Source organism: Kitasatospora sp. NPDC001225 (assembly GCF_053597855.1).
On the sequence record NZ_JBSFJC010000069.1, the window covers coordinates 1 to 14,699 of the forward strand.

A 14,699-nucleotide genomic window follows, 5' to 3' on the forward strand; every position below is an offset into this window, starting at 1 on the left:
GCGGCCCGGGCCGAGGACGGCGGTGACGGCCAGGGCGAGGATGAGCCCGGGGAAGCGCCGGGAAAAGAGAAGAGCCGCGTACGGACGCCCTCACCGACGTCCGTACGCGGCGTCTCCGCCTGCCGGGGCGCTCTGCGCACCGCCCACGCCCGTCCGCGTGTCATCGCAGCCGCGGCCTCCCCGGCGGCACCGCTCCCCGTCCCCAGGGGTTCGGTGCCCGTCTTCGACCGGCCTCGGGGCCGGTGTCCTTCTTCTTCCCCTGCTCAGCGGGCGATCAGATCGGCGACAGCCTGGGCCTGGTTCGCCATCTGCTCCCACCCTCCGAAGAGCAGCACCAGCAGCACGGCGCACGGCAGGGCCATGGCCAACGCCACGGCGGGGTGCCGCGTGGGCTGCTCGGCGGACCCCGTCCGGAGGGAGGCCTGCCGACGGTGGCGGGGGGTTCCCGTGAGCTGCGGTGGCATGTCCTGGCTCCTGATCCGGTCGAGTTGGCGCGGTGGACGGCTTACCTCGGGGGACGAGCTCCCCGTCCACCGCTGAGCACAACGCTATTGGTCGGGGGCCCCTCCGGGCGTCATGCCGTCGTACTGTTCCTCGGACGTCCCGGAGGATGACGATCGGACTTGAGGCCTACTACCGCAGGGGGACAGCGGGCTCATCCGACCCCCGGGGGAACCCTGAGGGGCAACCCCGAGAGGCCCTCCGACGGCCCTGTGACCTGCAGGTCAGCGCAAGATCCGACAATCGCACGGTGGCTACGGGTGTTGCGTATCAGCACACCGCAGCGGGCAGTCCGTAAGCTGTGCCAGACAGGAACTGACGATGGCCCAACCGACGGGGCCTCACCCACCGGCTGACGGGGAACGAAACATGGCGATGATGCGGCTGAGGCGTGAGGACCCCCGCATCGTCGGGCCGTACCGCCTGCACCGGCGACTGGGCGCCGGCGGCATGGGCGTGGTCTACCTCGGCTCCGACCGCCGCGGGCAGCGCGTCGCCCTCAAGCTGATCCGCGCCGAACTCGCCGAGGACCAGGAGTTCCGCACCCGCTTCGCCCGCGAGATCGCCGCCGCCTCCCGGATCCGGGGCGGCTGCACCGCGCGCGTGGTCGGCTCGGACATCGAGACCGAACGGCCCTGGCTCGCCACCGCGTACGTCCCCGGGCCCTCGCTGTACAAGCGGGTCGGCGACGAAGGACCGCTGAACTGGCCCGAGGCGGCCCGGATCGGGGCCGCGCTGGCCGACGGACTGGTCAAGGTGCACGAGGCCGGAGTGGTCCACCGGGACCTCAAGCCCTCCAACATCCTGCTCTCGCCCCGGGGCCCGCGGATCATCGACTTCGGCATCGCGTGGTCGCGCGGCGCCAGCACCCTCACCCACGTCGGCACCGCCGTCGGCTCCCCCGGCTTCCTCGCGCCCGAGCAGGTGCGCGGGGCCGCCGTCACCCCCGCCACCGACGTCTTCGCCTTCGGGGCCACCCTCGCCTACGCGCTCACCGGGGACACCCCGTTCGGCTCCGGGGCCTCCTCCGAAGTGATGCTGTACCGGGTCGTCCACGAGGAGCCCGACCTCGCCGCCGTACCGCCGCAACTGGCGCCGCTGATCCGGGCCTGCCTGGCCAAGGAACCCGCCGAACGGCCCGGGGCCGCAGCGCTGCACGAGCGGCTCAGCGAACTGGCCGCGCGCGGGACCGCGGCCGGAGCCTCCGGCACCACCCGCGCGGCGCGAGCCGGACGGGGCGGCCCCGCGCCGGTCCCCGCCCCGGCCCAGGCCCCGCAGGAGAACGGCCGGCCGGGCGTGCCCGCCCCCGGGCGCTCGCCCGAACCACCCGCCGCGGCCCGGGCCCGAGCGGCGGCGGGCCGCCCCGGCGCGCAGGCCGCCGGGGCGGCCGGACGGCGCCCCCAGGGACCGGGCGCCCCACTCCCCCGGCCCGAGCCGACACCGGTCACCCGGCCGCTGCGGGCACGCCCGGACCGACCGCAGACCCCGCCCCCGGCCCGGCCCGGGCCGCGCGACGCCCGTGACCCCCGCGACGCCCGCGACCGGGTGCGTCCCCGGGACCGCCAGCACACCCCCGCCCCCGGCGGGCGGCCCGGCGCCGCGCGGCAACGGCTGCTCCGGCAGCGGCTGGTCGTCTTCGTCACCGTGACCATCGGGGTGGCGCTGGCCATCGCGGCGGCCCAGGGGTGCGAGAACCGGGACAACCGGAGCGTGCGGCCACCGGCCGCGGTGGTGACCAACGCCGGCTCCGGCGGCGAGCAGGCCGTGCCCGGGACATCGGCGGACGTCGCGCCGCAGGCCTCGACCACCCCCCTCCCGGCAGCGGCACGCGGCGGTACGGACGCCGGGCTGACGGCCCCCCAGGCGCCGGTGCCGGCCGTGGACTGGCCCAACCGCAGCTACCCCGACGGGGCCGGCGGGCCGGCCATCGCCCTGCAGAACGGGCACTCGGTCGGCGCCGGGCCCCAGGTCGCGCTGAGCGCGGTGCTGCCGGCCCGGTACAAGGGCCTGCCGGCCGCGGTGGTCGTCCTGCGACGGGTGGAGGGCTCGGCCCCGGTCGACCTCGTCCAGCTCTACACCTTCACCGGGGACGCCCCGGCCGCCGCCACCTCCCGCACCTCGGTGGCGGACCCGCAGGCGACGGCCAGCTGGCGACTGGACGGCAGCACGGTCGTCCGCGAGGAACGCGCGGCCGCCACCGGCACCGTCACCTCCACCCGCTACGCCGTCCGCCCCGACGGCACCCTCGACGAATCCTGGACCGGCGCCGCCACCACCCCGCCCCCCGCCGCCGCCCCGGCCCCGCCCACCTCCCCCACCGGCTGAAGCCTCCGGGCCGGCTCCCGGTTGTGCGGCGGCCGCTGCGAAGGCGTGCGCAGGCGGGGCATGGCACGAAAAGTCGGGCAGGCCGACTTCCGGTGTCGGGTGATCCCCCGGCCTCGCTGTGGCCGGGTGCCCGGCAGGTGGCCCCGGCAAGAACGGGCATGCGCGAGAAGTCGGGCGGGCCGACTTCTGGTGGTGCGGCGGCACCTGGCGAGGTGACGAGTGGGCGGGGCGCGGCGTGGGAAGTCGGGTGGGCCGACTTTTGGGGGTGGGGCCGTGGCTGCGCTGTCAGGAGGCAGGCAGCGCGCGGGAAGTCGGGTGGGGCGACTTCTCGCGCGCCGGTGAGGGGGTCAGGGGGTGGTGACGGCGTAGAAGGCGACGGCGGCGGCGGCGCCGACGTTGAGGGAGTCGATGCCGTGGGCCATCGGGATGCGGACGGGGTGGTGGGCGGCGGCGATGGCGCGGGGGGTGAGGCCGTCGCCCTCGGCGCCGAGCATGAGGGCGGCCTTGGGGAGGCTGTGCGGGGCGAGGGTGTGGAGGTCGACGGCGGTGTCGGCGGGGGTGAGGGCGAGCAGGGTGAAGCCGGCCTCGCGGACGGTGTCGAGGGCGGCGGGCCAGGGGTCGAGGCGGGCGTACGGGACGGCGAAGACCGCGCCCATGGAGACCTTGACGGCGCGCCGGTAGAGCGGGTCGGCGCAGTCGGGCGAGAGCAGGACGGCGTCCATGCCGAGGGCGGCGGCGCTGCGGAAGATGGCGCCGAGGTTGGTGTGGTCGACCAGGCCTTCCAGGACGGCGACCCGGCGGGCGCCGGCGAGCACCTCGGCGGCGTCCGGAAGGGGCTTGCGCTCCATCGAGGCGAGGGCGCCGCGGTGCACGTGGTAGCCGGTGACGGCTTCGGCGAGGGCGGGCTCGACCACGTGGACGGGGGCGTCGGCCTCGGCGATGACGTCGCCCATCACCTCCAGCCACTTGGAGGTGAGCAGCATCGACCGCATCCGGTAGCCGGCGGCGAGGGCGCGGCGGATGATCTTCTCCCCCTCGGCGATGAAGAGGCCCTCGGCGGGTTCGCGGCGGCGGCGCAGCTCGACGTCGGTGAGGCCGGTGTAGTCGGCGAGGCGGGGGTCGGCCGGGTCGGTGATGGTGCGGGGTTCGGACACCCTGCGATCTTGCCAAGCCCGGGCGGGGAAGGCCAAACGGCGGAGGGGGCGGGTGGTCCCCGGCTGGCCGTAGTGCAAATATGACCGTATGGCCCGAAATCCGGGCCGATCCTGGGCTCCGTCGGCCTCTGGCGCCACTGGCTCCGCCGGCTCCCCCGGTGGGCGCCCACACGGTCGGCCGCAGCTGCCGCACGCGAAGCCGCGGTGGCCCGTGTGGCACCGGTCGGTGGCGGGGCAGGTGTTCGCGCTCCAGATCCTGGTCGTGCTGCTGCTGGTGGTGGCGGCCGCGGTGGCGCTGGTGGTGCAGTCGCGCAACGACGCCGAGCACGAGGCGCGCAACCGTTCGGTGGCGGTGGCGCAGACCTTCGCCAGTTCGCCGGGCATCGTCGACGCGCTGCGCTCCCCCGACCCGACGGCCGTCCTGCAGCCGAGGGCGCAGTCCGCGCGGGTCGCCGCGGGCGTGGACTTCATCGTCGTGCTGAACAACCAGGGCATCCGCTACACCCACCCGAACCCGGCGCTGATCGGCCGGAAGTTCGTCGGCACCTACGAGCCCGCGCTGCACGGGCAGGTGGTGACCCAGCGCGTCTCGGGCACGCTCGGCTCGCTGGTGCAGGCGGTGGTCCCGGTGTACGCGCCGGACGGTTCGGTGGTCGGGCTGGTCTCGGCGGGTGTGACGCTGAAGAGCGTCAGCAGCGCCAGCGAGCGCCAGCTTCCGGTGGTGCTGGGCGCGGCGGCGGCCGCGGTGGGGCTGGCCACGCTCGGGACGGCGCTGGTCAGCCGTCGGCTGCGGCGCCAGACGCACGGGCTGGGCCCGGTCGAGATGACCAGGATGTACGAGCACCACGCGGCGGTGCTGCACGCGGTGCGCGAGGGCGTGATGATCCTCGGCGGGGACGGCCGGCTGCTGCTCTGCAACGACGAGGCGCGCCGCCTGCTGGACCTTCCGCCGGACGCCGAGGGCCGCCCGGTGGCCGGGCTGGGCCTGGAGCAGCGGCCGCTGGACCTGTTGACCGCCGAGCGCCCGGTGACCGACGAGGTGGTGCTGTCCGGGGAGCGGCTGCTGGCGGTGAACGTCCGGCTGATCGACCAGCCGGGCGGCCCGCCCGGCCGGGTCGCCACGCTGCGCGACTCCACGGAGCTGGCGGCGCTGTCCGGCCGGGCGGAGGGCGCGCAGCGGCGGCTGCGGCTGCTGTACGACGCCGGGGTGACGGTGGGCAGCACGCTGGACGTGACGCGGACGGCGGAGGAGCTGGCGCAGGTCACGGTGCCGCGGTTCGCGGACTTCGTCACGGTGGACCTGGCGGACCAGGTGCTGACCGGCGAGGAGCCGCCGCCGGGCCCCTCGCTGGGGCGGATGCGCCGTACGGCGGTGACGGGGGTACGGGACGACGCGCCGTTCTACCCGGTCGGCACGGTGCTGGACGTGGTGCCCGAGACGCCGTTGGCCGGGGCGCTGCACAGCGGGGAGCCGGCCATCGAGCCGCGGCTGGCGGAGGCCGGCCGGTGGCGGGAGCAGGACCCGGAGCGGTCGGCGCGGGTGCTGGCGTACGGGGTGCACTCGCTGGTGCGGGTGCCGCTGCGGGCGCGCGGGGTGCTGCTGGGGGTGGCCCGGTTCTGGCGGGCGCAGCGGGCGGAGCCGTTCGAGGCGGAGGACCTGGCGCTGGCCGAGGAGCTGGTGGCGCACGCGGCGGTGTGCATCGACAACGCCCGCCGCTACACCCGGGAGCACGCGATGGCGGTGACGCTCCAGCACAGCCTGCTGCCGCGCAAGCTGCCGGAGCAGACGGCGCTGGACGTGGCGCACCGTTACCTGCCGGCCCAGGCCGGGGTGGGCGGGGACTGGTTCGACGTGATCCCGCTGCCGGGCGCGCGGGTGGCGCTGGTGGTCGGGGACGTGGTGGGGCAGGGGCTGCACGCGGCGGCGACGATGGGCCGGCTGCGGACGGCGATCCACAACTTCTCGACGCTGGACCTGCCGCCGGACGAGCTGTTGGGGCACCTGGACGAGCTGGTGAGCCGGATCGACCAGGACGAGGCGGCGGGCGGGGAGCGCGCCGGGGTGGCCGGGGCGACCTGCCTGTACGCGATCTACGACCCGGTGTCGCGGCGCTGCACGCTGGCCACGGCCGGGCACCCGCCGCCGGCGGTGGTGGACCCGCAGGGGCGGGTGGTGTTCCCGGAGCTGCCGACCGGGCCGCCGCTGGGGCTGGGGGTGCTGCCGTTCGAGAACGCCGAGCTGGAGCTGGCCGAGGGCAGCCGGCTGGTGCTGTACACGGACGGGCTGGTGGAGGACCGGCAGCGGGACATCGACGAGGGGCTGGAGCTGTTGCGGGCGGCGCTGGCCGGGCCGCCGCGCACGCCCGAGCAGACCTGCGCGGACGTGCTCGGGGCGATGCTGCCGGAGCACCCGCAGGACGACATCGCGCTGCTGGTGGCGCGGACCAGGGTGCTGGCGCCGGAGCAGGTGGCGCAGTGGGAGGTGCCCTCCGACCCGGCGGCGGTGCGCGAGGTCCGGGCCGCGGTGGCGGAGCGGCTGACGGCCTGGGGGCTGGCGGAGGCGGCGTTCGTCACCGAGCTGATCCTGAGCGAGCTGGTGACCAACGCGATCCGGTACGGCTCCGGGCCGATCCGGGTGCGGCTGCTGCGGGACCGTTCGCTGATCTGTGAGGTGTCGGACGGCAGCAGCACCTCGCCGCACCTGCGGTACGCGGCGACCGAGGACGAGGGCGGGCGCGGGCTGTTCCTGGTCGCGCAGTTCGCGGACCGCTGGGGGACGCGTTACACGGCGACCGGGAAGGTCATCTGGACGGAGCAGCCGCTGGAGTAGGAAGTCGGCCGGGCCGACTTCCCACTCCCCCGCGGGCCTACCGCTGGAAGGCGGCCGCCAGCACGTTGACGACGTCGCCGATGACGATGACCGCCGGGGGCTTGACCCCCTCGGCCTCGACCACCGCGGCGACGGTTCCGAGGGTGGCGTCCACCCGGCGCTGGGCGGCGGTGGTGCCCTCCTGGACGATCGCGACGGGGGTGTCCGCCGGCCGGCCGTACTCGACCAGCCGGGCGGCGATCGCGCCGATCTTGTCCACGGCCATCAGCAGCACCAGGGTGCCGCTCATCCGCGCGGCGGCCTCCCAGTTGGTGAGCGAGCGCTCGTCGTCCGGGCCGACGTGGCCGGAGATGACGGTGAACTCGTGGGTCATGCCGCGGTGGGTGACGGGCACGCCGGCCGCGGCGGGGACGCTGATCGAGCTGGAGATCCCGGGCACCACGGTGACCGGCAGCCCGGCCTCCGCGCAGGCCAGCAGCTCCTCGCCGCCGCGGCCGAAGACGTACGGGTCGCCGCCCTTGAGCCGGACCACGAACTTGCCGGCCTTGGCGTGCTCGACCAGGGTGCGGTTGATCGCCTCCTGAGCCATGAACCGGCCGTACGGGATCTTGGAGGCGTCGATCACCTCGACGTGCTCGGGCAGTTCGGCGAGCAGCTCGCGCGGGGCGAGGCGGTCGGTGACGACCACGTCGGCGTCGGCGAGCAGCCGGCGGCCGCGCACGGTGATCAGGTCCGGGTCGCCGGGGCCGCCGCCGACCAGGGCCACGCCGGCCCCGTGCGAGCGGTACTGACGGGCGGCCAGCGAGCCGTCCCGCAGGCCGTCCACGATGGCGTCGCGCAGGGCGGCGGAGTGGCGCGGGTCGCCGGTGAGGACGGCCACGGTGGCGCCCGCGTCGCGGCCGCTGGCCGGGGTCCAGGCGGTGGCCGCGGCGGCGTCGTCGCTGCGGGAGCAGAACACCCGCTCGCGCTCGGCCTCGGCGCTGACCGCCGCGTTGACGGCCGGGTCGTCGGTGGCCACCAGGGCGTACCAGGTGTCGGCGAGGTCGCCGTCCCGGTACGGGCGGGCGTGCCAGGTGAGCTCGCCGGCGTCGGCCATGGCCTGGACGGCCGGGGTGGTGGCGGGCGCCACCAGGTGCAGGTCGGCGCCGGAGGCGATCAGGGCGGGCAGCCGCCGCTGGGCGACCTGGCCGCCGCCGACCACGACGACGCGGCGGCCGGCCAGCAGCAGGCCCACCGGGTAGGGGGTACGGCCCTCGGTGCTCGGGTGCGGGGTGGGCGCGGTCATCGGCGGTGCTCCTGATCGGGGATGAGGGTGTGGGGACGGTACGGCACGTCACCGCTCCGCGGTCCGGCGCGCCCTCGGGCCGGTCCGCGGAGCGGTGACGGGGTGCGTCAGGCCTTCTCGGTGACCCCGGCGGAGTCGAAGGTCGCTACATCGTGCATCGCCCGGGCGGCGCTCTGCACCAGCGGCAGGGCCAGCAGGGCACCGGTGCCCTCGCCCAGCCGCAGGTCCAGGTCGATCAGCGGGCGCAGGCCGAGCTTCGCCAGCGCGGCCTGGTGGCCGGGCTCGGCGGAGCGGTGGCCGGCGATGCAGGCGGCCAGCACCTCGGGGGCGATGGCCTTGGCGGCCAGCGCGGCGGAACCGGCGATGACGCCGTCCAGGATCACCGGGGTGCGCAGCGAGGCGGCGCCCAGCAGGAAGCCGGCCAGGGCGGCGTGCTCCAGGCCGCCGACGGCGGCGAGGACGCCGATCGGGTCGCTCGGGTCGGGCTGGTGCAGGGCCAGCGCGGCGCGGATGACCTCGACCTTGCGGGCGTGGGTCTCGTCGTCGATGCCGGTGCCGCGGCCGGTGACCTCGGCCGGGTCGAGGCCGGTGAACACCGAGATCAGGGCGGCCGAGGCGGTGGTGTTGGCGATCCCCATGTCGCCGGTGACCAGTGCCTTGTTGCCCGCCGCGACCAGGTCGCGGGCGGTCTCGATGCCGACCTCGATGGCCTTGAGGGCCTCCTCGCGGGTCATCGCCGGGCCCTGGGTCATGTCGGCGGTGCCGGGGCGGACCTTGCGCGGCAGCAGGCCGGTGGCGCGGCCCTGCTGGACGGCGTCCGGCAGTTCGGCGGCGACGCCGACGTCGACGACGCAGACCTCGGTACCGATCTGCTTGGCGAAGGAGTTGATCACCGCTCCGCCGGCCAGGAAGTTGCCGACCATCTGGGCGGTCACCTCCTGCGGCCAGGGGCTGACGCCCTGGGCGTGCACGCCGTGGTCGCCGGCGAAGATCGCCACGCAGGCGGGCTCCGGGAGCGGCGGCGGGCACTTGCGGGACAGGCCGCACAGCTGGGCGGAGATGATCTCCAGCATGCCGAGCGAGCCGGCCGGCTTGGTCATCCGCTTCTGCCGGTCCCAGGCCTCGCCGAGCGCCTTGGCGTCCAGCGGGCGGATGCCGCGCAGGGTGTCGGCGAGCAGGCTCTGCGGCTCCTCGCCGGGCAGCGCGCGGTTGCCGTACTGCTCCTCGTGGACGACCCAGGACAGCGGGCGCTTCTTGGCCCAGCCCTGCTGCTCCAGCTCGGGCTCGTCCGGGAACTCGTCGACGAAGCCGACGCACAGGTAGGCGACGACCTCCAGGTGCTCGGGCAGGCCGAGCTCGCGGACCAGCTCCTCGTCGTCGAAGAAGCTCACCCAGCCGACGCCCAGACCCTCGGCGCGGGCGGCCAGCCAGAGGTTCTCGACGGCCAGGGCGGCCGAGTACGGGGCCATCTGCGGCTGGGTGTGCCGGCCCAGGGTGTGCCGGCCGCCGCGGGTGCGGTCGGCGGTCACCACGATGTTGACCGGGGTGTCGAGGATGGCCTCGATCTTGATTTCCTTGAACTGCTTGGCCCGGCCCTTGGGCAGCGAGTCCGCGAACGCCTCGCGCTGGCGCTCGGCCAGGGCGTGCATCCGCCTGCGGGTCTTCGCCGAGCGGATCACCACGAAGTCCCAGGGCTGCGAGTAGCCGACGCTGGGCGCGGTGTGGGCGGCCTCCAGGACGCGGATCAGCACCTCGTGCGGGATCGGGTCCGGGCGGAAGCCGTTGCGCACGTCGCGGCGCTCGCGGATCACCTGGTGGACGGCCTCGCGGCCGGCCTCGTCGTAGCCGGGGGCGGCCGGGCCGCGCGGCTCGGCGGGCTCCTCGGGCTGCGGCTCCGGCTGCTCCTGCGGCTCCTCGGCGGCGGGCTGCTCCTCGGCCACGGGCTGCTCCTCGGCGGCCTCGGCGGCTTCGGCGGGCTCCGTGGCCTCGCCGGCTTCGGCGACCTCGGCGACCTCGCCGGACTCGACGGTCCCGGCGGCGGGCTGCTCGGCCTGGGGCTGCTCGGCGGCCTCGGCGGCCTGCTCCTGGACGGGCTCCGCCTCGGCGGCGGGCTCCTCGACGGCGACGGGCTGCTCAGCGGCGGCCTCGGGCTCGGCCGGGGCCTGCGCCTGCTCGGCGGCCGGCTCCGCGGGGGCCTCGGACTCCGGAGCGGCGGCGACGGGCTGCTCGGCGACGGCCTCGGCGGGCGCGGCAACCTCGGCGGCCTCGGCGGCGGGCTCCTCCACGGCTTCGGCGGGCTGCGCCGCCTCCGCCTCGGGGGCGGCCTCGACCGGAGCCTCGGCGGCCGGCTCGACAGCTGCGGCGGCGTCGGCCTCCGCCGGCGCCTCCACGGGCTGCTCAGCGACCGGCTCGGCGACGGCCTCGGCCGGGACCTCGGCCTGCTGCTGCGGCTGCTCGCCCTCGGCCGCGGGCTCGGTGACGGCCTGGCCGGAGGGCATCTCACCGGTGCCCGCGGCGGTCTCCGCCACCGGCTCGGCGACGGCCTCCGACACGGCCTCGGCCGGAACCTCGGCCTGCTGCGCGGGCTCGGCGACCTCGGCGGCTTCGGCAACCGGGGCGGACTCGGCGCCCGCCACGGCCTCGGCGACGTGAGCAGCCTCGACGACCTCGACGGCCTGCGGCGCGTCGGCGGCCGCTATGGGCGCGGGCTGCTGCGGGGCCGTCTCCTCGACGACCGGAGCCTGCCCGGCCGCCCCGACCTTGGGCAGGCCGTGCGGGGTGGGAGCGGCGAGGAAGGCGGAGATCCGGCGCGGCTGACCGGCCGGGGCCGCGGCCTCGGGCTGCTCGGCGGGCACGGCGGCGCCGTCGGCGGCAGCGCCCTCGGCGGCGACGGCCTCAGGAGCGACGGGAGCGACGGCGGTCTCGGCGGCCACGGGCTCGGCGACGGGTGCGTCGGCCGCCTCGGCCACCGGCTGGGCGGCCTCGGCCGGAGCCGACTCGGCCACGGGGGCCTGCGGCGCGGCCGCGACGGCGGTCTCCACGACCTCGCCGACCTGAGGGGCCTGAGGAGCCTGGGGAGCCGTCACGTCCTGCACGGGCTGCGCCGGGACGGCCTCCGGCGTCTCGACGACCTCGATCACCTCGATCGCCCCGACCGTCTCGACGGCCAGCACGGTCTCGACCGGCGGCACGCCGAGCGGCACCTGCTGGGCCCCGTGGGCCTGCGGAGCCTGCTGGACCTGCTGGGCCTGCGGGAAGTCCTGCGCCTGCGGCAGCTGCTGCCCCTCCACGACCGGGGCCGCCGGAGCGGCCGGGACGGCCTGCGGCGCGACGGCCGGAGCCGCGGCCTCGGCCATCGGCGGGCGGCCGACCACCGGGATGCCGTGCGCCGGCGTGCCGCCCTGCGAGGGGCCGCGGTCGGCCAGCGAGCGGACCGGCACCTGGCCGGTCATCAGCGACGGGTCCGGGATCGGCGGACCGGCGTGCAGCGGCCGGCGCGGCTGCTGAGCCTGCGTCATCGGCTGCTGCGACTGCTGGACGGGGTGCTGCTGGACGCCGTGCTCGGCGCCGAGCACCGGCGGGTCCACCGGCGGCCAGGACGGCTCGACCGGCGTGCCGTCGTGCTGCGGCGCGAGCGGCACCTGCTCGGCCGGGACGGCCGCGAGCGGCTCGCCCCAGGAGCCCTGCGGACCGGGCATCAGCAGCACGTCGTCCTCGTCGTCCAGGCCGTCCGGCGTGTCGGGCTGGTCGAGGAAGTGGAAGGCCGGGCGCGGGGCGCCCTGGTCGACGCCCCAGCCCTCGCCGGGCTGGCCGGGCTGCGGCACGCCGGGAACGCCGTAGCCGTACTGGCCCTGCGGCGGGATGCCGCCCGCGCCCGGGGGCACCGCGCCGGGGACACCGCCGATCGGGGCCGCCGGGTTGGGGATCGCCCCGCCGTCCGTCGCGACGCCCTGGAGGGGTGCAACGCCCGCGACGCCCTCCGGTCCGCCGAGCGGGCCCGGCCCGCCGTGCAGGTGCTCCGGCATTCCCTCGCCCGGAACGTGGCCGCCATCGGTCATTGTCAAAGCTCCTTCCAGGCCGCTGCCGCGCCCTCGGCGACACGATCACCGATCGCAGCGCCCATCCGCACGGGCCGAACCAGCACCGGCCCGCCCCTAACCACACGCGGCCGCCGCGCCGTGGCGCTGCGGCCCAAGTCCATCCGGCGCGCTGCGGCACCCCGGTCCGGCGCACCGCCCGTAGGGGGCGGCGCATCGTCTGAAACAACGACAACCCGGAGCAACCGGCACGACCGCACCGGACCCTACGGCATTCTCCAGGTCCGGCACGAGGCCCGTCGAATTGCCCACACTTCGAGCGGAACCGGATTGCACCGCGTCAAAAAGGTGACAAACCGACTGAATCGGGTGGGTCGCCTACCCTTGCAGTCGCCCAGGACGTCACACTACCGGCACCGCGCGGTCACCTCTCGAATCGGTGTCCGGATGCGACCTGGATCACCGTCGGCGCCACCGGACGATCCCGGCGCGGGCCCCGGACGGGCCCACGGCCTTCACACGATCTGCTCACCCCAGAGGACCAGCGCGCCGGTTCCGCCCGCTCCCAGCGCCAGCCCCTCGCCCTCCCCCACCGGCCGCAACGGGCTCGCCTGGAGCAGCGCGCCGTCCGCCCGGTAGCCGGCCCCGGCGATCGCCCGGTGGACCTCCTCGGCCTCGGTGAGGGTCCGGGGCAGCGCGACGAACCGTTCGGGCCGGCGGGCCAGCACCGCGCGCACCACGTCGAGACCGCCGGACTCCACCACCGCCGCGTCCGGTTCCGGCAGGCCGCCCAGCACCTCGGGGCCGCTCCCGTACACCGCCTCCACCTCGACGCCGTAGCGGCGGGCGTTGACGGTCAGCCGGGCGCAGGCCGAGCGGGAGCCCTCGACCGCGACGACGGCGGCGCCGAACCGGGCCGCCTCCACCGCGAGGGCGCCGCTGCCGGCGCCGACCGACCAGACCAGGTCCCCGGGGCGGGCGCCGAGCCGGGCCAGCACCAGGGCGCGCACGTGGGCGGGGAGCGCCTCCGGTGCGCCCGGCTCGCCTTCCGTGCGCCCGGCGCCCGCGTAGGCGTCACCGGGGAGCGCCCAGCCGCGTTCCACGCCGGGGTAGCCGACCGGGCGCCCGGCGAGCCAGCCGGCCGCCTCGTCCACCGCCCCCGTCCGGGCGCCGCCGCCGATCACCAGCACCACGTTGGGGTCGCGCCACACGTGGTCGGCGATCCGGTCGGAGGTGAGGACGGTGACGTCCTCGTCGGGGGTGCCGAGGGCCTCGCAGACCACGAAGGTCCGGTGCACCCCGCGCAGCATCAGGGCGAGTTCGGCGGGCCCGGCGCCCGGCGCGGTGAGCACCGCGACCTTGGGGTGGGCCCGGCAGATGTTGGCCGCGCGGCGCAGCCGTCCGCCGTGCGCGCTGACCACCTGGGCGTCCTCCCAGGGCATGCCGGCCCGGGCGAAGGCGGCGGCCACCGAGGAGACGGCGGGCAGCACCTCCAGTTCGAGGCCGTACTCGGGGCGGCGCAGGGTGCGCACCACCCCGAAGAACCCCGGGTCGCCCTCGGCGACCACGACGGCGGCGCCGCGGTGCTCGGCGATCCTGCGGGCGGCCTGCCGGACGTTGCCGAGGGCGATCCGTTCGGCGGCCTCCGGCACCGGGAGGGCGTTCAGTTGGTAGGGGGCGCCGGCGACCAGGGTCGCCGCGGCCAGGGCCGCGCCGGCGGCCTCGGTCAGCGGTGTGCCGTCCCACCCGATGACCGTGATCCGGTCAGCCATCTGCGGCCGTTCTCCCTCGACTCGGTGCGCCACTCGATCCGCCGTCGTGCGGCACCGGTCCAGAGGCTACCGGGTGCGGTCGGCCGGAGCCCGACATCTCGCACACATGTCCGCGCCGGGTGAACAGGCGGCGTGTCTCAGTCGCGCAGCACGTAGCGGTGGTCGCCGTGCCAGCCCTCGCGGTGCAGCTCGGGGGACTCCAGGTCCTCCGGGAGCAGGCTCCACAGGATGAGGTCGCTGCGGCTGTCCTGAAGCACCTCGCCGGACTCCCCGCGGACTATCCAGGCGCTGCGCAGCACGCCCTCGCTGATGCCGCCGATCTTCTGGGCGACCTGCTGGGCGGCGGTGTTCCCGGCGGCGGTGCGCAGTTCCAGGCGCAGGAAGCCGCGGTCCTCGAACAGCCACTGGGCGACGCCGAGGACGGCCTCCGGGGCGTAGCCCTCGCCGCGCGCCCAGACGGCGGTGACGTAGGAGATCTCGGTGCTGCGCAGCCGCCAGTCGGTGTTGCGCAGCTCGACCAGGCCGACCAGGCGCTGGGTGAGGTGCTCGGTGACGGCGAAGACGATGCCGCGGCCGGCGGCCCGGTGGGCGGGGGCGAGGGTGCGGGCGAGTTCGGCCGCGTACTCCTCGGTGAAGGGGTGCGGCAGGTCCGTCCAGGCGAGCACGAGGTCGTCGGCCATCATCGTGGCCAGGCCGGGGGCGTCGTCCTCCGCAAGGGGTCGCAGCAGCAGCCGTTCGGTGCTGATGGCGGTCTCGGGGAAGCTCGCTGCCATGCCGTCTCTCCTCGCCGGGTCG

The 14,699-nt window shown here is 76.4% G+C and carries 7 protein-coding genes and 1 pseudogene; 2 read left to right on the forward strand and 6 right to left on the reverse strand.

The window, feature by feature from the left end; all coding sequences use genetic code 11:
* Positions 1-263 precede the first annotated feature (263 nt).
* The gene (locus ACWDCZ_RS23185) at positions 264-464 is read right to left on the reverse strand and encodes a hypothetical protein (RefSeq protein WP_449816868.1); all 201 of its coding nucleotides are present in this window, start codon (positions 462-464) and stop codon (positions 264-266) included.
* 406 nt (positions 465-870) lie between these two features.
* Here ACWDCZ_RS23185 and ACWDCZ_RS23190 point away from each other — a divergent pair.
* Positions 871-2,193, forward strand: a pseudogene (locus ACWDCZ_RS23190) (protein kinase domain-containing protein); the annotation flags it as partial.
* A gap of 980 nt (positions 2,194-3,173) precedes the next feature.
* Here the strand turns inward: ACWDCZ_RS23190 and ACWDCZ_RS23195 are convergent.
* A complete protein-coding gene (locus ACWDCZ_RS23195) occupies positions 3,174-3,980 on the reverse strand; it encodes a TrmH family RNA methyltransferase (protein WP_449816869.1) in 807 nt (268 codons plus the stop codon).
* 88 nt (positions 3,981-4,068) lie between these two features.
* On the opposite strand from ACWDCZ_RS23195, the gene ACWDCZ_RS23200 reads away from it, so the two are divergent.
* Positions 4,069-6,810, forward strand: coding sequence for a SpoIIE family protein phosphatase/ATP-binding protein (locus ACWDCZ_RS23200; protein WP_079272096.1), 2,742 nt, complete (start codon positions 4,069-4,071; stop codon positions 6,808-6,810).
* A gap of 37 nt (positions 6,811-6,847) precedes the next feature.
* Here ACWDCZ_RS23200 and cobA read toward each other — a convergent pair whose 3' ends face one another.
* The 4 genes from cobA to ACWDCZ_RS23220 all read right to left on the reverse strand — a co-directional run bounded on the left by cobA (position 6,848) and on the right by ACWDCZ_RS23220 (position 14,677).
* Positions 6,848-8,095, reverse strand: coding sequence for a uroporphyrinogen-III C-methyltransferase (gene cobA / locus ACWDCZ_RS23205; RefSeq protein WP_380779124.1), 1,248 nt, complete (start codon positions 8,093-8,095; stop codon positions 6,848-6,850).
* 107 nt (positions 8,096-8,202) lie between these two features.
* Positions 8,203-12,153, reverse strand: a complete 3,951-nt coding sequence (gene cobT, locus ACWDCZ_RS23210; RefSeq protein WP_449816870.1) for a nicotinate-nucleotide--dimethylbenzimidazole phosphoribosyltransferase — start codon at positions 12,151-12,153, stop codon at positions 8,203-8,205.
* Between the two features lie 494 nt (positions 12,154-12,647).
* Positions 12,648-13,904 carry a precorrin-6y C5,15-methyltransferase (decarboxylating) subunit CbiE gene (gene cbiE / locus ACWDCZ_RS23215; protein WP_380779120.1) on the reverse strand — a complete coding sequence of 419 codons (1,257 nt, stop codon included), beginning with the start codon at positions 13,902-13,904 and terminating at the stop codon, positions 12,648-12,650.
* A 137-nt stretch (positions 13,905-14,041) separates the two neighbouring features.
* The gene (locus ACWDCZ_RS23220; protein WP_049652062.1) at positions 14,042-14,677 is read right to left on the reverse strand and encodes a GNAT family N-acetyltransferase; all 636 of its coding nucleotides are present in this window, start codon (positions 14,675-14,677) and stop codon (positions 14,042-14,044) included.
* Positions 14,678-14,699 lie beyond the last annotated feature (22 nt).

Bases quoted from the DNA above. Each gene is read 5' to 3' on its own strand.
- ACWDCZ_RS23185 (WP_449816868.1), bottom strand. From the start codon at position 464: ATGCCACCGCAGCTCACGGGAACCCCCCGCCACCGTCGGCAGGCCTCC.
- ACWDCZ_RS23200 (WP_079272096.1), top strand. From the start codon at position 4,069: ATGGCCCGAAATCCGGGCCGATCCTGGGCTCCGTCGGCCTCTGGCGCC.
- cobA (WP_380779124.1), bottom strand. From the start codon at position 8,095: ATGACCGCGCCCACCCCGCACCCGAGCACCGAGGGCCGTACCCCCTAC.
- cobT (WP_449816870.1), bottom strand. From the start codon at position 12,153: ATGACCGATGGCGGCCACGTTCCGGGCGAGGGAATGCCGGAGCACCTG.
- cbiE (WP_380779120.1), bottom strand. From the start codon at position 13,904: ATGGCTGACCGGATCACGGTCATCGGGTGGGACGGCACACCGCTGACC.
- ACWDCZ_RS23220 (WP_049652062.1), bottom strand. From the start codon at position 14,677: ATGGCAGCGAGCTTCCCCGAGACCGCCATCAGCACCGAACGGCTGCTG.